Source organism: Dyella sp., assembly GCF_036384435.1.
Taxonomy (GTDB): domain Bacteria; phylum Pseudomonadota; class Gammaproteobacteria; order Xanthomonadales; family Rhodanobacteraceae; genus GSA-30.
In genome coordinates this window covers 1-25310 of sequence record NZ_DASVMI010000089.1, presented here as the reverse complement: position 1 = coordinate 25310, position 25310 = coordinate 1, and the positions used below count along the sequence as shown (strand labels likewise).

Genomic DNA, 25310 nt, shown 5'->3' with positions numbered 1-25310 from the left:
TGCCAGTCCGGTGCGCCAGCCGTGGTGGCTGATCGTGTGCTACTTGCGATGGGGCGCAGGCCCAATACCGACGATCTTGCACTTGATCGTGCCGGGGTGACCACCGATGCTCGCGGTTATATCCAGGTTGATGACAGTTTGCAGACCCAGGTGCCAGGCATCTGGGCCTTGGGTGACTGCAACGGACGTGGTGCGTTCACGCACACGGCGTACAACGACTTCGAGATCGTGGCCGCGAACCTGCTCGATGGCGCATCGCGCAAGGTGTCCGAGCGCATTCTCGGCTATGCGTTGTATATCGACCCGCCCTTGGGACGCGTAGGTATGACCGAACGGCAGGCGCGCGAAAGCGGTCGTTCCATCCTGGTTTCGACGCGGCCGATGACGCGCGTTGGGCGTGCCGTGGAGCGTGGTGAAACGGCCGGCTTCATGAAGTTGATCGCCGATGCGCACAGTCGTCGCATGCTGGGTGCGGCCATCCTGGGCGTGGAGGGGGATGAATCGGTTCACGGCGTGCTCAACCTGATGAATGCCGATCAGCCGGTGGATACCCTGCAATGGGCCGTGCCGATTCATCCGACGGTATCGGAACTGTGGCCGACAGTGGCTAACGGGCTCAAGCCTGCCGAGTGAGCTTTCGCGCCATCTTTACATTTCAAATGCAAATGAGATAAATTCTCATTTAGTTGAGTGGGCCGGGATTGTCCCTGGCCCTGATACGGCAGCCAGCTACCGATGCGCCATGCGTCCCTGCCAGCAAGCCGCGTGCAGTTTCAATCACGCCAAGGCTAAGGACTTTTTCCATGCGTATCGCTCCATTGGCTGCCGTTATCGGCGCCTTGTTTTCATCGTCCGTGCTTTTTGCGCCAGCTCATGCTGCTGACTCCGCACCGGGGGCAGACCAGGCATCGACTTTGCCGCGCATCCAGGTCACCGCGACCTCACCCAATCTCCAGCTCAATACGCCAGGCACCGTCTCGATGATCGATCGCGTCCAGATGGATCGCCATCTGGTGCTGACCATTCGCGATCTCGTCAAATACGAGCCAGGTGTCTCGGTGATTGGCACCGCCGGTCGCTTTGGCCTGGACAGTTTCAATATCAGAGGCCTGTCGGGCAATCGCACGCGCATCGAAATCGATGGTGTATCGCAGCCGGCGTCGTTCGGCGCCGATGTCGCCGGTGGCAGTTTCCGCGCAGGGCGCAATTTCATCGACCTGAATGACATCAAGCAGGTCGATATCGTGCGAGGTCCGGCGTCGGCGCTTTACCCATCCGATGCGTTAGGCGGCGTGGTCAGCCTGCGTACGAAAGATCCGGCCGATTACCTGCATGCCGATGGCCGGCCATATGTCGCGCTCAAGGAACAGTACGATTCGACTGATCGCAGCCTCACCAGCACGGCCACCCTGGCTGGCGGCAACGCTACCCATGGCATCATGTTGGTGGCCAATCATCGCGAAGGTCATGAAACGGCGAACCAGGGAGATATCGGCGGCGCAGGCAGCACGCGCACGCGTCCGGATCCGCAGACTTATGTGCTTGACAGCTTCCTGGCCAAGTACGTGCACACGGCCGCCAGCGGGCGCACCGATCATGTCACCCTGGATGGCTCCGATGCGCGGACCAACACCAATAGCCTTTCCAATCTTTCTCCGTCCGTAGGTTATTACCGCTCGCAGGATGAGAATCAGCGCATACGTGCGAGCGTTGGTCAGTGGTATCCCCGCCTGGATGGGGCGATTGCCGATACCCTGGAATGGACGGCATATTGGCAGAAGACCCGCTCGACGACCGACACGCAGACCGAGACGGCCACGGTTGCGCGTTTTTACGACAACCTGCCGTTGCAGGAGAAAGTGGCGGGCGGCAAGCTGGTAGCGGTCAAGCAACTGGGCGATGGCAGCGCCTTGTCGCAGACCATCAGTTATGGCCTGGAATTGTCGCGTACCGATGCGATGTCCACCGCCGATGGTTATGGCATCAACAAGAAGACCGGGGCGCAGGGCAGCAGCAGCGCGTTCCTGCCTGGAAACTATCCCCTGCACCTGATTCCATCCAGCCGTACGGATCGCTATGCAGTGTTCGGACAGGATGAACTGAGCTTCCTCGAAGGCCGCCTGACCGTGACGCCTGGGGTGCGCGCGGAGCGTTACGAGTACAAGCCCGAACAGGATGCGCTGTATGCCGCATACAATCCCGGTTACGTGCGACGCGACTACGACAAGAGCTTCGTGTCGCCCAAGCTCGGGGTGGTCTGGCGTTTCACCGATGTATTGAGCGCCTACTTCGATTACGCGCGTGGTTTTCGTCCGCCGCTCTACAGCGAAATCGCCGGCGCCTGGAATGAGCAGCCCATTCCCGGTTTCAATATCGCCTTCCTGCCCAACGACAAGCTGAAAGCCGAGACCAGTCATAATTTCGAGGTCGGCGTGCGCGGCAAGGGTGACGCAGGCTGGTTCAGCATTGGCGGTTACTTCAACAAGTACCGCAATTTCATCTGGTCGGGCTATGCCTTGCCGGCTTCGCAGATTCCCTCGTGGTACATCGCGCCGCCCGGTCGCAGTTTCTTGTACGAAGCCGTCAATACGCGCCGTGCGTTCATCAAGGGCGTCGAGGCCAGCGGCGCATTGCGGCTTGGCTATTTCAGCGATGCCCTGGAGGGCTGGTCGGTGCGTGGCGCCGCGTCAGCCGCGTCTGGCCGCATGATTCAGCCGGGCGATACCGGTTACAGCCCGCTCAACACGGTCGATCCAGCCAAGCTGGTCGTGGGCGTGAACTACGACGCACGCCAATGGGGCGCCGAGCTGGTCGGCACGGCAGTGCGCAGGCATGCGCGCCTGAGTGATCCGACGGCATTCCGTCCGGCAGGCTACGGTACGCTCGATCTTTACGCGCATTACTCGCCATTCAATGAGGGCAGTTTTGCCACGTTGGAGCTCTATGCGGGCATCACCAATCTTACCGATCGCAAGTATTGGGATTGGGGCAATTTGAACGGTGGTGTGCTCGGCAATCTGGTCAGCGGCAACGGTTTCAACGATGCCGGCACCGGCGGCCTGCCGGCCGATCGCCTCACCATGCCCGGTCGGGCTTTCAGCCTTGCTGCGAAGATCGCGTTCTGAGAGGAGTTTTCTCATGCTTGATATGTCTTCTGCATCTCATGGTGATGCATGGTCTTTGCCACAGTTGCGTGAGGCCTGCCAGCGCCTGCGCGCGGATGAGCCCCACTTGCGTGCACGCGAACTGGCCGAACGTCTTGGCGTGAGTGAAGCCGAACTGGTGGCTATTCGTTGTGGCGATGGCGTGACGCGGCTGGAGGGTCGCTGGAAGGAATTGATCGAGGCCCTGCCGGAGCTGGGGCACGTCATGGTGCTGACGCGCAATGACAGCTGCGTGCATGAAAAGAAAGGCACGTTTGCCCATATCGACGTCGGTGGCACTATGGGTGTGGTGCTGGGCGAGGCGATCGACCTGCGCCTGTTCCTGCGGCATTGGGCATTCGGATTTGCTGTTCGCGAGGAGGCACGTGGTCGTGTCTTGCAAAGCCTGCAATTCTTCGATCGCGATGGACGTGCGGTGCACAAGGTGTATTTGACCGAGCACAGTCGTCGCGACGCCTGGAGTGGCTTGATCGGCCGCTTTGCCGCTGGCGTGCAATCGCCTTTGCTGGATCTGTCGCCGGCCGATGAGCCCTTGCCGATGCAACTGGGCGATAACGAGGTTGACGTCCACGCGTTGCGCGACGGGTGGAAGGCCATGCGTGATCCGCATGATTTCTTTGCCCTGCTCAAAAGACATAAGGTCACGCGCACCCAGGCAATGCGCTTGGTAGGGGACACGATTGCACGACGCGTGGACAATACGGCCATCACGCATGTGTTGGATCAGGCGGCAGCCTCCAGGTTGCCGATCATGGTGTTCGTCGGCTCGGCTGGCGTGGTGCAGATCCATACCGGACCGGTGCACAACATCAAGCCGATGGGACTATGGATCAACGTGCTGGATGAAGATTTCAACCTGCATCTGCGCGGCGATCACATCGCCGAGAGCTGGGTGGTCAAGAAGCCTTCGCCCGAGGGTGATGTGACCTCGCTCGAACTTTATGACGCGCATGGAAACCAGATCGTTCAGCTGTTCGGAAAACGCAAGCCTGGCATCCCGGAACTTGCCGCATGGCGTGCGCTGGTCGATAGCTTGGCTGCTCAGGAGGTGAGTCATGTGTAAGCCGTGGTGGATCGCCCTGGGCATGGTATTCGCGCCGATGCTCGCGCATGCCGCGACACCGCAGCGTGTCGTGTCTCTCGGTGGGGATATCACTGAGACGGTCTATATGCTGGGTGCGCAATCGGCGTTGGTCGGTCGCGACAGCACCAGCCAGTGGCCGGCCGACGCTGCCAGGTTGCCCGATGTCGGTTACGTACGTCAGTTGGCCGCCGAAGGCATTTTGTCGCTTCATCCTCAGTTGATCATCGCCACCCACGATGCCGGGCCACCGCCGGTGATTTCGCAACTGCAATCGGCGGGCGTGCACATCGAGACGTTGCCGGTTTCCTATACACCGGATGCAGTGATTGCCAAGGTGCGGACGGTGGGTCAGCTTCTGGATAAGTCGTCGGTGGCCGATCGCGAAATTGCCCAGTTGCAAAGTAAATACAGTGCGCTGGCCAAAGTGGTGGCCGCGATGCCCCGGCATCCGAAGGTCGTGTTCATGATGTCGGCTGGAAGTGGCAGTCCGATGCTGGCTGGACGCGACACCGCTGCGACACACGCCATGACGCTGGCTGGCGGGGTGAATCCCGTCGTCGATTATACCGGATACAAGCCGGTGTCTCCCGAATCGCTGGCGGCATTGGCACCCGATGTCATCGTACTGATGCGCGAGCGCGCCGATACGTTGGGTGGTGTCGATGGCGTATTGCGATTGCCGGGTGTGGCATTGACGCCTGCCGGCAAGGCGCGTCGTGTCGTTACCATCGATGGCCAGGCGCTGCTGGGCTTTGGTCCGCGCAATGCGGACGAGGAACTGGCCTTGCAGAGGGAACTGGCGGCTGCCGATGAATAGCGTGGCTCTGCCGCGGATTCGCACCGAGCATACTCGTGCGCTGGTGTTGCCGGGACTGTCAGTATTGCTCGTTGGTATGGCGCTGCTGGCGCTGGGCAGCGGAGCGATCGGCATTCCTGCATCGCAAGTGCTGGCCGCCTTGTGGCGCAAGGCGGCCGGTGAACCGGCGCAGGCTGGCGATGCCATCGTTTGGGCCCTGCGTCTGCCGCGCGTGCTCATGGCATGTCTGGTGGGCGCGGCGTTAGCAAGCAGCGGTGCGGCGATGCAGGGGCTGTTTCGCAATCCGCTGGTGGAGCCGGGCCTGATCGGCGTGTCGTCGGGTGCGGCGCTGGGCGCCATCGGCATGATGGTGCTGGGCGGCCCGATAATGGCTTCGCTACCGGCCGTGGCTTCCTCGTTCGGCGTGGCGATGGCGGCGTTCGTGGGCGGCTTGGCCGCGACCTGTCTGGTGTACCTGCTGGGGCGACGCCGTCCCGGCATGGCCACCTTGTTGCTGGCCGGCGTAGCGATCAGTGCGGTTGCCATTGCGGGAGTAGGCATGCTCACGTTCGTGGCCAACGAACATCAACTGCGTGACCTGAGCTTCTGGACACTGGGCAGCCTTGGCGGAACGGATGGCTGGCGGCTTGCCGCGGTCGCGGGGCCGATGTTGTTGCCGATCGTATTGATGCTGCGTGATGCACGCGCACTCAATGCCTTGTTGCTGGGCGAGCAGGATGCCGCCTTGCTCGGTTTTCAGCCCGGGCGTGTTCGCGCACGCCTGATCGTACTGGTTGCGATGGCGACCAGTGCCGCGGTGGCCATGTGTGGCGTGATCGGCTTCGTCGGCCTGCTGGTGCCGCATGTACTGCGGATGATATGGGGACCGGACCATCGGCTGCTGTTGCCGGGTTCGGCATTGGCCGGCGCCACTTTGCTGGTGGCTGCCGATACGGTAGCCCGTGTTGTGGTGGCTCCCGCGGAACTGCCAATCGGTGTATTGACTGCGCTACTGGGTGGGCCGTTCTTTTTATGGTTGTTGATGCGTACGCGCATCGGCGAGGCGCAGGCATGAACATGCCTTTGGACTGGTGCGTGGCACCGCAAGGCGAGAATGGCCGACTGGCTGCGCGCGGCCTGCATGTGAGCATGGGCGGCCGTCGTATCCTGCAGGATGTCAGTATCACGGCACGAGCAGGTCGTGTGCTGGCCCTGGTCGGCCCCAATGGCGCAGGCAAGAGCAGCCTGCTGACCCTGCTTGCAGGTTTGCGGCAGCCCTCGTTGGGTGAGGTGCGTCTGGATGGGCGTGACCTGCGTGAATGGTTGCCGGAGGCGTTGGCGCGGCGGCGCGGCATGCTTTCTCAGAAGGCCCAACTGGGCTTTGCCTTTCGGGTGGACGAAGTGGTGCTGCTCGGGCGCAGTCCGCACGGCGAGCGCATCGGTGCGATCGATCACCAGCGCGCGGAGGCCGCCCTGGCGGCCGTGCAGGCGTTGCACCTGCGCGAGCGCAATTATCTGGAGTTGTCAGGCGGGGAGCAGCAGCGCGTGCAACTGGCCCGTGTGCTGGCCCAGGTATGCGAGCCAGCTGAGGGAGCCGGTTGGCTGTTGCTGGACGAGCCTGAGGCGAGCCTGGACGTCGCTCACCAACATGGCGTGCTGGCACATGCGCGGCAACTGGCGCAACGCGGCTACGGCGTGATCGCGGTTCTGCACGATCTGAATCTTGCGGCCAGTTACGCCGACGATGTGGGTGTGCTGTCGCACGGTCGCCTGCTGTCGCATGGCTCGCCGGAAGACGCGCTTGATCCCTCGGCGCTATCGCGCATCTACGGACTGCCGTTGCGCCGCTCCTGGGTGGATACGCCTCGCGGCTGGATCATCCATCCGGGTTGACCATTTTCTTGCAGGCCGCATGGTAGCGGGCTTTGCGGTGCAGACCAGTCAGTGCACAAAAAAGCAGCTATAATGAAAGGGATATCAAGGAGTTGAGCATGAGCAGCAACACCGATAACAAGCCCGCCCCGACTGAAATCGTGCCGCCGATCCCGGCCCACAATGCGCACACGGTGCTGGAAAGCATCGAGATCGCCGCGCTGGACGAAGTGCAGCACGAAGCCGCCTTGCGCGACTCAGCGCTGCGCGTTCCGCGCTGACCACCCGCCTGCATGTCGATGGCGACCGCTGTGTCGTCATCGACCGGCTACGCAAATGCCGGAGCATCCGGCACACTGAAGCATCCTTTCCCGTGGAAAGCCGATGCAACGGCATGCTCTCGTCGCGATCGGGCTGGCGCTGAGCGCAGCCTTGTTCTTCACCATGACTTATGTGCTCAACCGCAGCCTGGTAGCGGGCGGTGGTCATTGGGCGTGGGCTGTGATCTTGCGCTATCTCATCACCTTGCCATTGCTCGCGCTCGCCTTGCCGTGGCAAGGGGGACTCGGTGCGCTGCCAATGGAATTGAAACGCTACCCGATGCCTTGGCTGCTTTGGAGTTCGGTTGGCTTCGTCCTGTTCGGTATCCCGTTGACCTGGGCCGCCAACAGTGGGCCGTCCTGGCTGGTGGCTGGTAGTTTCCAGACCACGGTGCTGGCGGGCCCCTTGCTCGCCCCCTTGATCTATCGTGATGAACGAAGGCGTTTGGCTTGGTCAAGCCTGGCCATTGGTGTGCTGATCGTGACGGGTGTATTTGCCTTGCAGTGGGGATATGCCGGCGGTTCTCTCGGTGCTGGTGATTGGCTGGCGATTGCCGCGGTAGTGTTTTCGGCTTTTGCATACCCTCTTGGCAATCGCATGTTGCTACTGCACCTGGAAAGCAGCGGCACTCGCATCCATGCGTTGCAGCGTGTGTTCGGTATGACGCTTTGCAGTTGGCCGTTGTGGCTGGTGTGTACGGGTGTCGCCTGGTTCACGCTTGGGCCGCCGTCGTTGCGCGAGATCATGCTTGCCGGCGGCGTTGCGTTGTCATCTGGCGTGATCGCCACGGTCTTGTTCTTCGCCGCGACTGACCGAGTGCGCAGCGAACCCACGGCACTTGCGGCCGTGGAAGCGATGCAGGCAGCCGAATTGTTATTCGCCACGATCATCGGTGGCCTGTTCCTGCATGAGGCATGGCCCCACGGATTTTCAGCGATCGGTGCGGTAGCCATCGTGATCGGCATTGTTTTGTTCAGTTGGATCAGCGGCCGCGATGCCGCCGGACACGAACGGGAAGTGCGGCAGTTGCGCAGCGACCGGGGGGCCTAGGAATAATGCAAACAGGCCATGGACTGGCTATGAGCCCCGGCGCCCGGCTACCGACGCGATTGGCCGGTCTTTGCCTCGATTCAAACGCGGCAATATCCCGTGGCTGTGCGGATTTGGCGCAATTTCCTGGTATATCGATATCGCCTTTTGTTTTAAACGAACATGACCGCGTCGACGCCCAGGTCTTGCCGGGGTGGTTCGGTTTTGTGCCATGATGATCTGGATGGGGATGACGCAAGGCCGCATGAGGTGTCGTTCGGGGCATGACAAGCAAGCGTGACAGCGCAGCAAATATCCGGTTGTCGCCGATGTCGACGGAAGAGTCGCGCGGCGATGCGGGCAGTTTCGACACCTTCCTGCGCGAGCAGCACCGAAACCTGGTGACGTTCCTGCGTCGTCGTACCGCCAGCGAACAGGATGCCGAGGATGCTGCACAGGAGAGCATGACCAAACTCCTTCGCTATCGCGATACGGAACCTGCCTCGGCATGGAAGCAGTTGCTTTACCGGATTGCGGTCAACGTGGCGCACGATCAATTTCGCGTCTCGTTGACTCGCTTTAGCAAGGACCATGTCACCCTTGATGGGCAGGACATCGTCGATACCGAGCGGTCACCCGAGGAGCGCATGTCCTACGAGCAGCAGGTGGCCCGCCTGAGCAAGGCGATCCTGGAACTGCCGCCCAAATGCCAGAAGGTCTATCTGCTCAAGCGCGTGCATGGGTTGAGCCGAGCCCAGATTGCCGAAAAGTGCGGCATTTCAGTCAAAATGGTGGAAAAGCACCTGGCCACGGCCCTGGTTCTTTTGAAGCGGAAGGTAGGCGATTCCCCGGCTGGCACGTTTGAGTGAACATGGACGACCGATTTTCCCACCACCAGCACCCCGGTTCGGGCTCGCAGGACGAGGCCGAGCGCTGGTTCGTGCGCCTGCTTGAAGAGGACTGTCCACCGCGAATTCGTGAAGAGTTCGAGCGTTGGCGCGCGGCAGACCCGGGCAATGCCCAGGCTTACCGGGAAGTCGAATACCTGTGGAAACAGAGCGGCGACGCCATCAAGGATGCCGCCGTAGCCGCCGCGGCACGGCGTGCCTTGCATCATGCGCCGGCCGAGCCCTCTTTCCTGCGGCGCTTGCGCTGGTGGTTCCCGGCCGCTGGTCTGGCCCTGGCCGGTATCCTGGCGGTGGTGGCCATTCCGCATTTTTCCGCGCCAGTGATTCCCGAGGGCGCCCATTACGTAGCCATGGCCGGCCAACAGCGGACGGTGCAGTTGTCCGATGGATCGTCCGTCCTGCTCAATACCGATACCGAGATCGTCGAGCGCTACAGCGATCGCACGCGTCGGGTCGATCTTGTCCGGGGCCAGGCGCAGTTCCAGGTGCAGGGCAACAAGGCATGGCCTTTCGTGGTGTTTGCCCAGCACGGCACCGTCACTGCTGTGGGTACGCAGTTTCAGGTGCGCATCAACGGTGACACCACCGGCGTGGTGTTGCTCAAAGGCAAGGTGGATGTCGCCACCGAGGCGCCCGATGGACCGACGCGTTCGGTCACCTTGAATGCCGGGCAGCAAGTGGCTTTTGATCGTTCCGGGCGTATTGAAAACGTGCAGCCGGCCGATACCGAATTGGCCAAGGGCTGGACGCAGGGCAAGCTGTTCGCGCATGACTGGCGTCTTGTCGATCTGCTGGCTGAAATGAATCGCTACAGCGCTACGCAATTGAGCATTGGCGATGCGTCGTTGCAGGATCTTCGTATCAGCGGAGCTTTCCGCACGGGCGATCAGGAAAACCTCATCCTGGCCTTGCAGAGCGGTTGGCCGATTCGGGCCGAACGCGTCAAGCCGGGCCAAGTGGTCCTGCGCAGCAGCAAGCGTGCGTTGTAGAAACCTGCTCGATTTCTCATTTTTCAGAAAAAGCGGCCATCGGCCGCTTTTTCTTTTCCTTCACAGGTAGGGGTTAGTCAAACCGCAACGTCTTATCCATGGCGACACCGGACAAATCGATGGCCATGGAGGGCAGGGGACATCGACTTGTGGGGGGAAGGGGCCGCAGGAGATTTTGCGAGCGGATGGGTCGCGCAGTCGGGGCGACGAAAAAAGCGACGGTCGCATGTGGTCCGTACGGGCCGCATTGGGCTAGTTCGTCTCAAAAATCCTAATCGGGAGTTCACAGATGTCGAGCAGTCTTCGTAAGTCGGGGTATCGCAAGGCGCTGCTGCCGGCGGCATTGTCGCTGGCCATGTTGACGATGTCGGCGCATGCCGCCGATGCCTGGGTCAACACGAACACGCATGCCAGCCTGCAGAACAACGGCAGCACGAATGTTTCCACGCTGGTGATGACGGGCCACCCGACCATCGACGCCGCGCAGATTGCGCCGCTCGATGCGACGCGCAAGCTGCACGTCACGGTCAGCCTGAATCAGCGTAACCAGGCGGACCTGCAGAATTTCCTGCATGAAGTGAACATGCCGGGTAGCGCGAGCTACCACAAGTACCTCACCCCGCAACAGTTCAAGGCCAAGTACGGCCCGACCGACGACCAGGTCCAGGCCGTGGTGGCACACCTCAAGCAATATGGCTTCACCAATATCGAAGTGTCGCCGAACAACCTGTTTGTCTCGGCCGACGGCAGCGCGATGAATGCCAGCGCCGCTTTCAACACCACCCTGAAGACCTTCCAGTTCAAGGGCGAACAGCATTTTGCCAATGACGCCGAAGCGATGGTGCCCGCCTCGCTGGGTGGCGTGGTCAATGCCGTGCTGGGCCTGCAGGATTACAACCGCCCGCACGTGATGTCGCACCACCTGAGCGCGCAGGAAGTGAAGACCTTCGCAGCAGCCGGCCAGGTAGGTCACCAGCCGACCGATTTCGCCAAGATCTACAACGCCGGCACCACGCCGACCGCTTCGAACACTGTGGTTGGCATCATCACCTGGGGCGACATGACCCAGACCATCGCCGACCTGAAGACCTTCACGACCAATGCCGGCCTGCCGACCGTCAACACGCTGACCGTCAAGGGCAGCAGCGGTACGCTCGCCGACGACGGCGACGACGGCGAATGGGCGCTGGACAGCCAGGACATCATCGGCACTTCCGGTGGCGTCAAGCAGTTGATCTTCTACGCCGCGATCAACGGCAACAGCAGCGATAGCGGCCTGACGGACGCCAACATTACGGCCGCCTACAACAAGGCCGTGACCGACAACGTCGCCAAAGTCATCAACGTCTCGCTCGGCGAAGACGAAACGGCTGCGCACAACTCAGGCATCCAGTCGTCCGACGATTCGGTGTTCGCACAGGCCGTGGCCCAGGGCCAGACCTTCTCGATCGCTTCGGGCGACGCCGGTGTGTACCAGTGGTCCACCGATTCGTCGACTGGCTCGCCGGGCTACGTGGCCAACTCCAGCGGTACGGTGAAGATCGACCTGACGCACTACAGCGTCAGCGAGCCGGCCTCTTCGCCGAACGTCATCTCCGTCGGCGGCACCACACTGTCCACTTCCGGCACCACGACGTGGGCTGGCGAAACGGTATGGAACGAAGGCCTGGCGCATGTCACGCAGAGCTCCAGCTCGAATGAGCGCTTGTGGGCGACCGGCGGCGGCGTCAGCTTGTTCGAGACCGCGCCCGCCTGGCAGACCGCCGCGCTCGGCTCGTCGGTGACCAAGCGTTCGGTGCCTGACCTGGCATTCGATGCCGCGTCGGCCACGGGTGCTATCGTGGTAGCCAATGGTCAGTCCGGTCAGCAGTACGGCGGTACCAGCCTTGCCTCACCGATCTTCGTCGGTATCTGGGCGCGCATCGAGTCGGCCAACAACAACTCGCTGGGCTTCCCGGCCCAGGACATGTACACCAACTTCGTCAGCGACGCGACGCCGCTGCATGACGTGACCTCGGGCAACAATGGCTATCAGGGCCACGGCTATAACGCAGCCGCCGGCTATGACAACACCACCGGCTGGGGTTCGCTGGATATCACCAAGTTCAACAGCTACGTCGGCCAGTACTTCGGCGGCGGTGGTGGTACCACGCCTCCTCCGGGCACACCCGTGGCGAACTTCACCGATACGGTCAGCGGGCTGACGGTGAACTTCACCAACACCTCGACTGATACCGGCGGCACGATTTCTTCGTATGCCTGGACCTTCGGCGATGGCGGTACCTCGACCTCGGCCAGTCCGAGCCACACCTACTCGGCCGCCGGTACCTATACGGTGACCTTGAAGGTGACCGACAGCACCGGTGCGACCAACACCAAGACCGGCTCGGTTACGGTGAGCAGCTCGGGTGGTGGTGGTTCCTCGCAGTTGCTGACCAATGGCGGTTTCGAGAGCTCGGCCTCGCCGTGGACGGTCAGCTCGGGTGCTTTCTGCACCAATAGCTCCTGCTCGGGTGAAACCGCGCACGGCGGTACCGGCTTCCTGTGGTTTGACGGCTATGGCAGCACGCATACCGATACCGCCTCTCAGAAGGTGACGATCCCGGCGGGCAAGACCTCGGCCACGCTGCAGTACTACCTGCACATCGACACGGCCGAGACCACCAAGTCGACTGCCTATGACAAGTTCACCGTGCAGGTACTCAACAGCTCCGGTTCGGTGCTGGCGACGCTTGGTTCGTTCTCGAACCTGAACGCCGCCTCGGGTTACACCGTGCACACGGCCAACCTGTCCGCCTACATCGGCCAGACCGTGACCATCAAGTTCACCGGTACCGAGGACTCGTCGCAGCAGACGTCGTTCGTCCTGGACGATGTTTCGCTGACGGTTCAGTAATTTAAGGAAGGCTTCAAAAGCCGGCGGCGCACAGGGGCGTGCGCCGGCCAGGGATGGAATGGAGCCCGGTCGCGATGCGACCGGGCTTTTTTTGCCTGTACGCCGGCCGGCGTGATTTGCCCAGTGTTTTTGCCCCCCGGTCCATGGTCTACTTGAGCCGGTACCGATCGGATGACAGCACGGATTTGGAGAAGGCGAAGGCCATCCCCTGCATGCCTGGCGACTGCGCGTTTGTGCGCGCAGCGGCCGTTTGCTGCGCAAAGGTGCCATGCGCGTCATAACAGCTTTGCGTGCATTGCCATTTGCCTTGGGATCGGCGCTGGTGCTCGGTGGCGGTCCGCAGGTCCATGCCGCGCAGGTGCCCGCTCGCAACTACGCCATTTCACCCAGTAGCCTGCGTAACGCACTCGATGCCCTGGCGGCTCAGGGCGACGTCGAAATCGTCTATGCGCCCGAACTGGTCGCCGGCAAATCCACACTGGGCTTACGTGGGCGATTGACGCCCGAAGAAGCCTTGCGGCAATTGCTCAATGGTACGGGCCTGACCTGGAAAGCCGTCAACGAGAGCACGTTCGTCCTGCAATATGCGCCGGCCCCGCACCATAACCTGCCTCCGGCCAAAGCCGTCGTGGCGCGCAAAGACAACATGGAGACGCCGCGCACATTGGAGGCATTCAATGTCAGCGGATCGTTGATCAACAACGCGCAGATCCAGACAGCCACGCCGACGTATAGCATCAGCGCGCAGATGATTGCCGCGCGTGGCTTCAATAGTGTCGCCGAGGTGCTGCAGAACATTGCGCTGGCGACCGGGGCGGTACAGGGACCGCAGACCGCCGGTTCGTTCACCCAAGGGGCGCAGGCGGTCAGTCTCAATGGATTCGGCCCCGGGTTCACGTCCATCCTGATCGATGGCAAACCGATCGCCAGTTTCGGCAGGCTTTACGACGGCACCAACAACTTCACCAGCATCGCCAATATTCCGCTCGCGATGGTTGAGCGAATTGACGTGATGCCCGGTGGTGCATCCTCGATCTACGGATCGCAGGCAGTCGCGGGCGTCATAAACATCATTACTCGCCAGCATCTGGACGGTGTGGAGTTGAGTGCTCGCGCCGGTGGCTATACAGGAGGCGGGGGAGCCAGCCAGCGTCTGTCGATGGGTTATGCGCACGCATTTGGCAAGCTGGATGTACTGGCGATGTTCGAATTCGACAATACCCTGCCGATTTGGGGGTATCAACGCGCGTTGACGGCAAGCACGCGCTCGAATCCGAATGGAAACAGCTCGCCTGCCTTGCAGGCAGGCATTCTCGATTACGGTGGCCTGGACGACTTCACGGGGCGAGCGCACAGCTACCTGGAACCACCGGCAGGTTGTGCGACGAGCCTGTTCGGCTACTCCACCATGCTGACCAGTGCCCATGGCCTGCCGGGAAGCTATTGCGGTTCGCGAGACCTGGTCGGTTATGCAACCTACAGCAATCGAAGTCGTAGCTACGATGGCATGCTGAAATTGCGCTACCACGTAGACGATCACCTGCGCCTTTACAGCGACATGCTGGTCGATTGGCAGCAGCAGAAATGGTATTCGGGCGTGGATAGCTGGTATCCGGACGATCTTCCGGACGGTGCCGTCGAGGATGCCTCGACCGGCCATATCCTCTATCCTGAGCGTCTGTTCGCGCCGGAGGAAATGCCCGGCGGAGCGTCCGGGCAGATGGCGCGTCAGAACGACCTGATGTACCAGTTCGATGTCGGTGCCAACGGCCAGTTTGGCGACTCCGATTGGGATTGGGATATCTATTACCTGCGTTCGGCCGATCGCACCCACGTGATCGAGCCCTTGCGCATCACCTCACGGGTGGACAGTTTCTTCGACAGCATTTTGCAGCCGAATGGTGAGGTTGATCCGGATACCGGATTTTCCTTGTATCGCCCAAACTACCGCGCATTCTTCGCGCCGATTTCCCCGGCGCAGTATGCAAGCTTCACCCGCAACGTCGACGAATTCAGCAAGACCTGGATCAACGACACGCGCGCCACCGTCAGCAATACCCATCTGTTCCCGTTGCCGGGAGGTGATGCCGCGCTAGCCGTGCTTGCCGAAGGCGGCAGCGAGGCGTGGTATGAACCGCTCAATCCCTTGTTCGCCCAAGGAGACGTGTTCGAGCACGCCATGACCGGCGGCGGCGGCCAACGCAGCCATGGCGCCTCGGCGTTCGAGTTGAACCTGCCCCTGTTGCGGCCTTTGACGCTGGATCTTTCCGGGCGCTATGACTATTACTCGTCACGCGATACGGCCAGCAACAGCAAATTTACTTACAAGGTTGGCCTGGAGTATCGCCCTTGGGAAAGTGTGCTGCTGCGCGGCAACTACACCACGGCTTTCAAGGCGCCTGATCTTTCCGCGCTTTACCTTGGGCCATCCAATTACTTTACCGAAGTGACCGACTACTACCGCTGCGCACAGGCCGACAACCGCAATTGCGGACGTTTCAGCAGCGATGTCATGGGACAGTCCCGTGCCAATCGCGACTTGCAGCCCACCACCGCGCAGAGCTGGAGCGCGGGCGCGGTATGGTCACCGGATGATGCCTTCGGATTGAGCGCCGATTACCTGCACACGGCGGTCAAGGATGAAGTGATTGCCCAGGATATCGACTTGCTGGTGCACAACGACGCCCGTTGCCTGCTTGGCGAACTCAACGGCGAATCGGCGCTTTGCCAGTCATTGACCAGTGCAGTGACCGGTCAGGTACAGCGCGCGGGTGACGATACGCCCAGTGCAATCGCGCGAGGACCGATCACCGGCATCACGACCTACTACGCCAACCTTGCCAATGAAGTGGTTGATTCAATCGTCGCCACGGCGCGCTATCGGTTCGCCCATACAACGGCCGGTGTTTTCGATGCGCAACTGACCTACAGCGACATCCTCAAGCATAGCTACCAACTGGCACCGGGGCAGATGCCGATCGATCGTCTGTCCAACCCGCTCTACAACGCAGGCTTCAAGAGCGTGGTCAGCGGCACCGTGGGATGGACCAGTACGAATGGCCATTGGAAAAGCACGCTCTACGGCCGCCGTTTCGGAAGTACCCCAAACTATCGCGCCGAGAACGATGGTGCCGATACCAACGGCGCCAGTCGCCTGCACCCGTGGATCACCTTCAACTGGACATTCGACTATGCGCCTGCGGAGCAGTTCGATGTCGCCCTGATAGTGAATAACATTGCCGACAAGATGCCGCCGATGGATCGCACGTATACGGTGTATCCGTACTATGACGTCGATGCCTACAACGTCTACGGCAGGCAGGTGATGTTGCAGGCTACGTATCGGTTCGGCATGCACTGAGCAGTATCGGCCTTCAAGGGCACAGCACCCGTCGAGCTCCGTCATCGGGCTGCGTCCAGGCCTGGGTGACGTCGGACAGGGGAAAGGACTGCGTGGCGATTTCCAAGTGCGATGATGTGGCTGTGTGGAGCACGCTCGACAGCGCGTGCTTGAGCTGGCGAAACGGCACGCTGCCGATACCGCTGCCCATCAGTTGCAATGCCGATGAACGCAAGGCGGCCGCGGGCAGGTTGATATCGGCGCCAGAGAGGGCGCCAATCTGGACATGGCGGATGGGCACGCCATCCGGGCCGGCCTTGGCGGCCGCAACGATCATTGTCTGAGCTGTGGGTCCCCAAAGGTAATCCAGCACGACATCCACGCGTTGCGCAAACGCTTGCCGGAAGTCGGCTTCCAGGGCGTCGGGTTGCTTGCGCAGGTCGATCACGACATCGGCACCGAGCCGATGCAAGTCATCGAATAGGGCGGCGTTTCTGCCGGTGGCGATGACCTTGCTGGCGCCCAGGTGCCGCGCAATCTGGATGGCAAGCCGGCCGGAGGCTCCCGTGGCGCCATGTACCAGCACCGTTTCCCCGGAGCGCAGGCACGCCCGCTCGGCCAGGGCAGCCCACGACGACATGCCGGGAATCGCGATCGCCGCGGCCGTGATGTCGTCCAACTCACTCGGTAGGGCGATCAGATGATCGTTTTGAACCAGTGTCTGGTCGGCCATCGCACCAAACGGCGCTTCCGGCTGCAGGAAATAAACGCGCTGCCCATCGGAGGTGCGGCCGACGCCATCCATGCCTGGCACGAAGGGTATCTGCCCTTTGGCGCTGTAATGACTTCCCGACGCGCGGCCACGCGTCACGTGGCTGATCGACGCGGCCGTCACGTGCACGATGCTGTGGCCAGCGGTGGCGCGGGGGGCCGTGAAGTCACCGTAGGCCGGTGGTTGGCCCAACTCAACGACCAAGGCGGCTTTCATGGTTCACTCCTACCGTGACCGGCCGGAAGTGGCCAGTGTCAATTGAGTGTATTATGCACATATTTGGAGAGGCAAGTGTCCTTGAAGCGCGACATATCGCTATTGCGTGACGCCCTGCTTGACCTGACAGGTATGCTCAACCGCCCGCAACCGGACGCGGCGCTGCTGGCCCTGGCGGGCGTCGACCTGGACCGGGCACTGTTTCCCCTGATCGTGCGCGTTGAGCGACGTGGGCCACTCGGGATTGGCGAATTGGCCCAGTTGTGTGGACGCGATTACACCACGGTCAGCCGACAAATCAGCAAGCTGGAGGAACTGGGCCTGGTGACCCGTCAGGCCCAGGCACAGGATGCGCGCATCAAGGAGGTGGCTGTCACCGTCAAGGGCAAACAGATTACGCTGGCCCTGGATGGCGCGCGGGAGAAGCTGATGACGGCCATGCTGGCCGATTGGGATCGCCAGGACGTTAGCGATCTGGCCAGGTTGTTGCGCAAGCTGGCCGATGATGCGATGGATTTTGTGCGCTCGGAGAAGTCGAGGGCCTGAATCGCTTCAAGAGCACGGCGCGAGTCCAGGTCTGTTGAAGGCCTGGGTACTCGGCCGGCTTATCCGATCTGGGCAATTCAGCGTTTGGTACCGCGTGCGCCGAAGAGCCTGGGCGATGGCATGCGCGGAACTATCCGATACCAGCCTGCCCCCGATGATGCACGGGCATGCGTGAGCCTTGGCTTCACGCGGGCGGCGCTAACGTCGCGCCGTGTAAGGAGGGCCAATGAAACGACTCGTCAAGCTGATGCGCCGAACCTTTCGGGTGGCCATCGACGGATTCGCCGACGACGAACTGATGACCCGTGCCTCCGCGCTGGCATTTTGGTCGTCGCTATCGTTCGCGCCGATCCTGGTGCTGACACTTTGGACATTGTCGGTACTGCGGCCCTCTTCACAGGAGCAGCTCGTGACGATGCTGGCCGGTGTGCTGGGGCGTGAAGGTGCCGGTGCGGTGAAGCTGGTGTTGGATAATGCGCGCCAGCAACCGCGGCTGGGCAACATCCTGGGTCTTATCGGCGTGGGTGTCACCGTATTCAGCGCCTCAACGGTATTTGCGCAATTGCAGGCCACACTCAACCGTATTTTTGGCTTGCAGATCAAACCGGGTGCGCGGCATGCGGTGCTCAGCTGGCTGAGTATGCGTGCCCGCGCCATCGGCCTGCTGGTGGGTATTTTCTTTTTGCTGATCGTGTCCTTCGTGATCAGTGCGGTGATTCAGGGCGTGCTTCCCGGCGACACCGTGGCCTGGCAGGTCATGGAGATCGTGGTATCCCTGGTGGTATTCGTGCTCGGCTTCGGGGCGATGTACAAGGTGTTACCCGATGCGACCATTCCCTGGAAGGATGCCTCCAGGGGCGCCGTATTGACTGCGGTGCTGTTCGTGATGGGGCAGTACGCGATTGGCGTATATCTCGATCGTGCCAAGGTCGGGGGTGCCTATGGCCCTGCCGGCGCCATCGTGGTGTTGTTGACGTGGATGTATTACGCGTCGGTCATCGTGTTGCTGGGGGCTGAGTTGACGCATGGTCTGGCGGTCGCGCGGGGCGCGAAAATCGAACCTAATCGTTATGCCGAGTCGATGCAGGACGACGGCGCTAAGGCGTCTTGACCAGGCCCATGGTGAAATCAATGAACGCGCGTACCTTGGCTGCCGGCAGGTGGCGCGAAGGGTACAGTGCATAAAGCGGAAAGCGCTCGCCATGCCAGTCATCGAGCAGCTCAACCAGGGCACCAGATGCCAACAAGTCACGCACGCCGATGGCCTTCATCCGTGCGATGCCCGCTGCGGCCAGGCACGCGCCGAGCAAGGTTCCGGCCTCATTGACGACCAGCCGTCCGTGTACGTCCACGGAAATCGTCTTGCGCTGCCGTTGGTAGCGCCACGATTGCAGCAACTGGCCATTGAGCGAATTGCGAACCAGGATGCACGCGTGATTAGCCAATTGATCGGGATGCGTTGGCGTTCCATGCTTCTTGAGGTAAGCCGGCGCGGCCACCGTCATCGTATGAGTATCCAGCAGCTTGCGTGCAATGAGCGTTGAATCCGGGGGTGTGCCGAAACGTATTGCCAGGTCGAAACCTTCGCTGACCAGGTCGCCGAGCTGGTCTTTGACGACCAGCTCCAGGGCGATGTCCGGATGCAGGGTCATGAATCGTGCGATTTGCGGCGCCAGCATCATGCGCGAGAAATAGGCATCCACATTCACACGTAGCCGGCCGCGCACGGCCTGGGCCGTGCCGGCCGTCTGAATCACGGCGTTCTCGATACCGTCCAGCAAGGGGCTGACGTGCTCGAAGAAGCGGCGCCCTTCGTCGGTCAGTGTCACTGAGCGTGTGTTGCGATTGAGCAGGCGTACGCCGACCCGATTCTCCAGGCGAGCCACTGCGCGGCTTACGCCTGACGGCGAGAGGCCCAGCGCTTCGGCGGCACGGGAAAAACTCCCGCCCTCGATGATCGCAGCCAGGACCCCGATATTCGAAATCACGCGTCCGTCGAATGCCACGAGGAAACCTTTGATCAAAGGTCATTAATCCTGTGATAAGGATTCAATTCCGTCAATAGACAGCGGCCGTTATCGTAGACCGATACCCACCACCATAGGAGGCCAAGACCATGTTTGCGATCACGGGAATCACGGGGCAGGTCGGCGGCGCCATGGCGCGCGCCCTGCTCAAGGAAGGCAGGGCGGTGCGCGCGGTCTTGCGCGACGAGGCCAAGGCAGGCATCTGGGCAGATCAGGGTTGCGAGATTGCGCTGGCCGATATGAATGACGTGGCGGCGTTGGCTGCGGCGTTCAGCGACACCGAAGGCGTATTCATCCTGCCGCCGTCGAATTTCGATCCATTGCCAGGTTTCCCTGAGGCGCGTGAGGGGGCTGCCCGTGTACGTCAGGCATTGGATAGGGCGCGGCCGGACAAGGTGGTCCATCTCTCTACGATCGGCGCGCAAGCTGCTTCGCCAAACCTGCTGAGCCAGCAGGGCTTGTACGAACAGGCGCTGGCCGATCTGCCATGCCCGCTTACCGCGCTGCGTCCAGGCTGGTTCATGGAAAATTTCCGATGGGATGTGGAGTCGGTGCGCACAGAGGGGGTATTGCATAGCTTCCTGCAACCGCTTGATCGCGGTGTTCCCATGGTGGCAACCCGAGACATTGGCGAGCTTGCCGCCCAGTTGATCCAGGAGCAATGGCGCGGACGGCGTGTCGTCGAACTGCGCGGGCCGTCGCCGGTCTCGCCCAACGATGCAGCCGAAGCGTTCAGTCGCGTGCTGGGCCGATCGGTGCAGGCACGGGTCGTACCGCGCGAGAGCTGGGGCGCGATGTTCCTGGCGCAGGGTATGCGTGACCCCACGCCACGTATCCAGATGCTGGATGGCTTCAATGAAGGCTGGATCTGTTTCGAGCGGCCCGATGAGGTGCGCGAGGGCATGACTGATCTGGTAAGCGTGTTACGTGTACTGGTTGCCCCATAGGAGAATCGGGCCAGCGTGAAGGTGAGCGCCCGCGGCTGTCACGCCGCAGGCGGCTCGCGCGTCCTGGATACGACACCGCCGATCGGCGGCTTGACTGGTTTGTCTCAGGAGGCCACATGTCCAACACGTTCCATACTGTTTTTGTTGCCGGCGCCACGGGCGCGATCGGCTCACGCCTTGTGTCCATGCTGGTCGAGCGCGGCCACCGTGTTTTCGGCACGACGCGTGCGGCAGGTCCGCGCGAGCAACTCATCAGCCAGGCGGGTGCGATCCCGGTCGTGGCCGATGTATTCGACCGCAGCGCATTGATCAGGGTGTTGGCGGATATCAATCCGGATGTGGTGGTGCACCAGTTGACCGACCTTCCTCGCGGCCTGGATGCATCTCGGATGGAAGAGGGCGTTCATCGCAATGCGCGCATTCGCCGGGAGGGGACCGCCAATCTGGTGGCGGCGGCCCAGGCCAGCGGCGCCCGGCGCATCGTCGCGCAAAGCGTTGCCTGGCTTTATCGGGCTGGTGACGGGCCTTTTACCGAAGACATGCCGCTCGACCTGGATGCGCAAGGCTTGCGTGCCGTAAGCGTGGCGGGAGTGCTTGCGCTGGAACAGGCCGTGCTGGGTGCGGCGCCCGTCGAGGGGTTGGTGCTGCGTTATGGACAGTTGTGGGGTCCTCATACTGGCAATGACAGTTTCGACGGCAAGACCATGCCGGTTCATGTCGACAGCGCCGCCATGGCGGCTACCCTGGCCGTAGAGGCGGGTCAGCCGGGTATCTACAATGTGGCCGACGGCGGCGACGTGTTGGATACGCGCAAGGCGAGGCGTGAACTCGGTTGGATGCCGCGCGGGCTGAGCGCGTCGCGTGTGCAGTCATGAAAGGCTCTTATCTCGTCAACGTGGCATCGCTTGCCCCCATGGGCGTACTCATGGCGATATGGGTTGCCGCCCTGGTATGGCTGGGGCACGGTGACTGGGCGTCGATGCCCGCGACATGGCCATGGGTGACCCAGGGCCATGCGCATGCCGTCATGAACTCGTCGCATGTCGACGCCGCGACTTCGTCGAGACCGTCCACCCAGGCACGGGTGCTTTCGTGCGCGCCGGTACCGCAGGTGCCAGGGAAAACCATTACCACCATGCTTGTGACGTTTCCGCCACATGCCTATACGCCAGCTCATCGTCATCCAGGCACAGTGACCGCGTTGGTCCTCAAGGGCACGGTCCGCTCACAAATGGAAGGCTCGCCGGTGCAGGATTATCCGCAGGGAGCCAGCTGGTTCGAGCCGCCACGGGCATTGCATCTGTTCGCGGAAAACCCCAGTGCGACCCAAACGGCCGAACTGATGGCGGTGTTCGTGACCGACGGCAACTGCGGCCCGCTGGTGATTCCCGAGCCGGCTCTAGGGTAATGGCAATGGCCCTGCACCTGGCGCGTGGTTGCTTGCCCGGTGCTGGGCCTTGCGCGTGAATGGCATCGAAAACGTTTATCATCCGGCACTCTCAAGTCATCCATGCCAGGGACTGCCCCATGAAGAAGATGTTCTTCCCGGTTGCTGCCGCGTTGCTCATTGTCGGGTGCAGCGGTGGCTCGGCGGATTTTTCCATCGATAATCCGACCGATGCATCGCTCAAGTTGCAGATCGATGATGCTTCCTATGACATTCCCGCGCATCAAGCCAAGGCGATCTCGCTCAAGGCTGGCGAACACACCATGGACGCGCCGGCGACCGGCAAGATCAAGTTCATCGTGTATGCCAATCGCAAGGGCGGCATGATCAATCCGACGCTCGGCGATTATGTGATTGTCAGCGAAACTTATGTGACGGACGAGTCCAAGCTGAAGAACTTTCGTCCCATGGGTGCAGGGCCATTCAAGCTTGATGGCGTGGAATTTGATGGGCCGTTCCAACGGGTCAATGGCTTGTTTGTCGACAAGGATTGGCGTTTCGGCGTGCGCGAACCGTTTCCGGCGTCGCTTGAAGGGTATGACGCGGGCAATGGCGGCAACATCTTTCGAAAGATCTTCGCTGCGCCGGATTTCGTTAACTACTACGAAGAGCAGACTCAGCAAAAGGGCGTGTTCGAGAAGAACCGCCTGCATGAATCACCAGTCCGGCCTGCCTTGCAGGTGGCTGATGAATTGCCGCAGTTTGCCGATGCGCAATTGCAGGCCGATTCGCAGCCACTACGCAAGACGTTGGAAAGCTACCGTCATGCTGCCGACCCCGTCGAGCAGAAGAAATTGCAGGAGCAGTATCAGAAGCAGCTTCTGGATTTCGTTTCAGCGTTCTCGGCGCGCGTAGGGTCCATGCCCGTAGAGGAAAACGAAAAGTACAACACTTTTATTCGCCAAATGGGTGATGCGATGGGGCATTCCGTTTATGTGGAATCTTGACGCATCACGGGATGGCTGTGCAGCGACGGTCCTTTCCCATCATCAGGGGCGTTTTCATTGATGCAGATTCGCTTGTCCACGCCCGATGAGCGTGACAGTCTGGTTGCCATCTGGCGTAGTGCGGTCGAGGCCACGCATACCTTTCTCTCAGCCCAGGATATCGAGTCGATCGAGCCGATCGTGCGGGATATGGCCCTGGTGCACCTGGAGGTGTGGGTGCTTTGCGAACACGATACGCCGATCGGTTTCATGGGGCTCGAAGGCAATAAGGTCGAGGCCTTGTTCATCGCTCCTGCGCATGCCGGCAAGGGTGGCGGCCGGCGCATGCTCGCGCACGCCCGTGCATTGAAAGGCCCATTGTTTGTCGACGTAAACGAACAGAACCCAGCCGCGACGGCGTTTTATCTCGCCAACGGATTCACCATTCAGGGGCGGTCGCCGATCGATACCGAAGGCCGGCCATTTCCTTTGTTGCATCTGGCCCAGGCAGGCGCCTGATTCGTGTGGTGCATGCACGATCATGTGGGAATAACTGGGTACATGCGCACTCATGGGCAATTCTTTGTAGCGAAGAGCATTGTGCGAAGGGACTCATCTGCGGATGCAGCCTGACTTAACAATGATGTTTCCCATGAGCGTCACTCGCTCACGGCCGATCCTTAGCATGGCTATCGCGGGGTATCGCGAATCGTCCGGACGTAGATTCAGCATCGAATACGATACATCCAGGTGGGCGGCGGGTTAACGGGAGGTTTTCACGGCTTGACACTGGACCTTGATCAAGGGTCTAGACTTGGCGCATGACCACGCCAGCCTCCCTTACCATCGGTGCCGTCGCCAAGCGCGTCGGCGTGAATATCGACACGATCCGCTATTACGAGCGTGAGGGCTTGCTGCCTGAGCCGCTACGGCGGGCCTCGGGTTACCGCAGCTACGACGAAGGAGCCGTGCGGCAGTTGCGGTTTATCCGCCGTGCCAAGGACCTGGGGTTCACGCTGGAGGAAATTCGGGATCTGCTGGCGCTATCAGCGGACCGGCATCGAGGCGTCAAGGCGGTCAAGCAGCGCGCGCAACAGCGGCTGGCGGCTATCGACGACCGCATTGCCGAGCTGACGCGTGTACGCAATGGCCTGGAGCAATTGATTGAGGCCTGTCCGGGACATGGTTCGCCCGATCAATGTCCGATCCTGCAGGCGTTGGTGCAGGACGAGGGTGCAGTATGACTGCCAGCCACGGGTGTTGCGGCGGCGAGCATGCTGCCGAGTCGGCCAAGGCGATCGATCCGATCTGTGGCATGACAGTGGATCCAGCCACGAGCGCGCACTGTACGCAGTTCGAGGGGCGTGACTATTATTTTTGTTGTGCGCGTTGCAAGGATAAATTCCTGGAAGACCCGGCTCGCTACGCCGTTCCAGCTCAGGTCGTCGACCCGGTGTGCGGTATGAGCGTGACCACCGCGACGGCACGGCATACGATGCGGCACGAGGGGCAGACATTTTATTTTTGCAGTGTGCGCTGCAAGGAAAAATTCGCGGACGAACCATCGCGCTATCTGCTCGCGCGCGAGCCGGAGCCGGCGTTGGCCACTGGCACGACCTACACGTGCCCGATGCATCCGGAGATTGAGCAGCCTGGGCCGGGGCATTGTCCCAAATGTGGCATGGCGCTGGAACCGATGCTGCCGACCGCCGACGATGCGACCGCTGACCAGGAAGCAGCGCGCATGACACGACGATTCTGGCTGCTGGTGGCGCTTACGGTTCCGGTCATGGCACTTTCCATGGGGCAGGAGTGGCTTCACTCACTTGGCTCGCCGGCCCTCGCCGGCACATCGGCATGGATCGAGGCAGTGCTTGCCAGTGTGGCCGTGCTATGGGGTGGGGCGAGCTTTTTCGTGCGCGGCTGGCGCTCGCTCTGGCCCTGGCAACCGAACATGTACACGCTGATCGCCCTTGGCACTGGCGTGGCCTGGCTTTATAGCCTGGTAGCGTTGCTCGTTCCCGATCTGT

Annotated in this window: 23 protein-coding genes; 21 read left to right on the top strand and 2 right to left on the bottom strand. The window is 61.5% G+C overall.

The features are described from left to right. The 12 genes from VF436_RS08735 to VF436_RS08680 form a co-directional block, all read left to right on the top strand. On the top strand, positions 1–633 hold a 633-nt coding region (locus VF436_RS08735; RefSeq protein WP_330903623.1), incomplete at its 5' end, for an FAD-dependent oxidoreductase. Between the two features lie 170 nt (positions 634–803). Beyond that, positions 804–3125, top strand: coding sequence for a TonB-dependent hemoglobin/transferrin/lactoferrin family receptor (locus tag VF436_RS08730; protein WP_330903622.1), 2322 nt, complete (start codon positions 804–806; stop codon positions 3123–3125). Positions 3126–3138: 13 nt separating this feature from the next. Then, the gene (locus VF436_RS08725; protein ID WP_330903621.1) at positions 3139–4227 is read left to right on the top strand and encodes a hemin-degrading factor; all 1089 of its coding nucleotides are present in this window, start codon (positions 3139–3141) and stop codon (positions 4225–4227) included. Next, positions 4220–5065 carry a heme/hemin ABC transporter substrate-binding protein gene (locus VF436_RS08720; RefSeq protein WP_330903620.1) on the top strand — a complete coding sequence of 282 codons (846 nt, stop codon included), beginning with the start codon at positions 4220–4222 and terminating at the stop codon, positions 5063–5065. The genes VF436_RS08725 and VF436_RS08720 overlap by 8 nt, the downstream gene beginning before the upstream one ends. After that, entirely contained in the window at positions 5058–6119 is a 1062-nt protein-coding gene (locus tag VF436_RS08715) for an iron ABC transporter permease (protein ID WP_330903619.1), read from the top strand. The genes VF436_RS08720 and VF436_RS08715 overlap by 8 nt, the downstream gene beginning before the upstream one ends. Further along, entirely contained in the window at positions 6116–6937 is an 822-nt protein-coding gene (locus tag VF436_RS08710) for a heme ABC transporter ATP-binding protein (RefSeq protein ID WP_330903618.1), read from the top strand. The genes VF436_RS08715 and VF436_RS08710 overlap by 4 nt, the downstream gene beginning before the upstream one ends. A gap of 98 nt (positions 6938–7035) precedes the next feature. Then, complete coding sequence (locus VF436_RS08705; protein WP_330903617.1) at positions 7036–7197, top strand: hypothetical protein; 162 nt, start codon at positions 7036–7038, stop codon at positions 7195–7197. Between the two features lie 103 nt (positions 7198–7300). Further along, positions 7301–8287, top strand: coding sequence for a multidrug resistance efflux transporter family protein (locus VF436_RS08700; RefSeq protein WP_330903616.1), 987 nt, complete (start codon positions 7301–7303; stop codon positions 8285–8287). Between the two features lie 263 nt (positions 8288–8550). After that, positions 8551–9135: an RNA polymerase sigma factor gene (locus VF436_RS08695; protein ID WP_330903615.1), complete on the top strand. Its 585-nt coding sequence runs from the start codon at positions 8551–8553 to the stop codon at positions 9133–9135. Between the two features lie 2 nt (positions 9136–9137). Further along, positions 9138–10163 carry a FecR family protein gene (locus tag VF436_RS08690; protein ID WP_330903614.1) on the top strand — a complete coding sequence of 342 codons (1026 nt, stop codon included), beginning with the start codon at positions 9138–9140 and terminating at the stop codon, positions 10161–10163. A 289-nt stretch (positions 10164–10452) separates the two neighbouring features. Beyond that, positions 10453–13059 (top strand): protease pro-enzyme activation domain-containing protein, encoded by a 2607-nt coding sequence (locus VF436_RS08685; RefSeq protein ID WP_330903613.1) that lies wholly within the window; start codon positions 10453–10455, stop codon positions 13057–13059. A 268-nt stretch (positions 13060–13327) separates the two neighbouring features. After that, positions 13328–16420, top strand: a complete 3093-nt coding sequence (locus VF436_RS08680; RefSeq protein ID WP_330903612.1) for a TonB-dependent receptor — start codon at positions 13328–13330, stop codon at positions 16418–16420. A 13-nt stretch (positions 16421–16433) separates the two neighbouring features. On the opposite strand, the gene VF436_RS08675 is transcribed toward VF436_RS08680, so the two are convergent. Beyond that, positions 16434–17387, bottom strand: a complete 954-nt coding sequence (locus VF436_RS08675) for a zinc-binding alcohol dehydrogenase family protein (RefSeq protein WP_330903611.1) — start codon at positions 17385–17387, stop codon at positions 16434–16436. Positions 17388–17462: 75 nt separating this feature from the next. Between VF436_RS08675 and VF436_RS08670 the strand changes: the two genes are divergently transcribed. Together VF436_RS08670 and VF436_RS08665 are read left to right on the top strand one after the other, a co-directional pair. Beyond that, positions 17463–17933, top strand: coding sequence for a MarR family winged helix-turn-helix transcriptional regulator (locus VF436_RS08670; RefSeq protein ID WP_330903610.1), 471 nt, complete (start codon positions 17463–17465; stop codon positions 17931–17933). Positions 17934–18159: 226 nt separating this feature from the next. After that, complete coding sequence (locus VF436_RS08665; RefSeq protein ID WP_330903609.1) at positions 18160–19044, top strand: YihY/virulence factor BrkB family protein; 885 nt, start codon at positions 18160–18162, stop codon at positions 19042–19044. Here VF436_RS08665 and VF436_RS08660 read toward each other — a convergent pair. Then, positions 19031–19957, bottom strand: coding sequence for a LysR family transcriptional regulator (locus VF436_RS08660; protein WP_330903608.1), 927 nt, complete (start codon positions 19955–19957; stop codon positions 19031–19033). The genes VF436_RS08665 and VF436_RS08660 overlap by 14 nt on opposite strands. Positions 19958–20049: 92 nt before the next feature. On the opposite strand from VF436_RS08660, the gene VF436_RS08655 reads away from it, so the two are divergent. The 7 genes from VF436_RS08655 to VF436_RS08625 form a co-directional block, all read left to right on the top strand. Then, positions 20050–20907: an NmrA family NAD(P)-binding protein gene (locus tag VF436_RS08655; RefSeq protein WP_330903607.1), complete on the top strand. Its 858-nt coding sequence runs from the start codon at positions 20050–20052 to the stop codon at positions 20905–20907. 116 nt (positions 20908–21023) lie between these two features. Continuing rightward, the gene (locus tag VF436_RS08650; protein WP_330903606.1) at positions 21024–21782 is read left to right on the top strand and encodes an NAD(P)-dependent oxidoreductase; all 759 of its coding nucleotides are present in this window, start codon (positions 21024–21026) and stop codon (positions 21780–21782) included. Beyond that, positions 21779–22315, top strand: coding sequence for a cupin domain-containing protein (locus VF436_RS08645; RefSeq protein WP_330903605.1), 537 nt, complete (start codon positions 21779–21781; stop codon positions 22313–22315). The genes VF436_RS08650 and VF436_RS08645 overlap by 4 nt, the downstream gene beginning before the upstream one ends. Positions 22316–22434: 119 nt before the next feature. Beyond that, entirely contained in the window at positions 22435–23301 is an 867-nt protein-coding gene (locus VF436_RS08640) for a hypothetical protein (protein WP_330903604.1), read from the top strand. Between the two features lie 60 nt (positions 23302–23361). Further along, positions 23362–23799, top strand: a complete 438-nt coding sequence (locus tag VF436_RS08635; RefSeq protein ID WP_330903603.1) for an acetyltransferase — start codon at positions 23362–23364, stop codon at positions 23797–23799. A 302-nt stretch (positions 23800–24101) separates the two neighbouring features. Then, positions 24102–24524, top strand: coding sequence for a MerR family transcriptional regulator (locus tag VF436_RS08630; protein ID WP_330903602.1), 423 nt, complete (start codon positions 24102–24104; stop codon positions 24522–24524). Continuing rightward, positions 24521–25310, top strand: a 790-nt coding sequence (locus VF436_RS08625) for a YHS domain-containing protein (RefSeq protein ID WP_330903601.1), incomplete at its 3' end; no start/stop codon positions are given. The genes VF436_RS08630 and VF436_RS08625, both read left to right, overlap by 4 nt.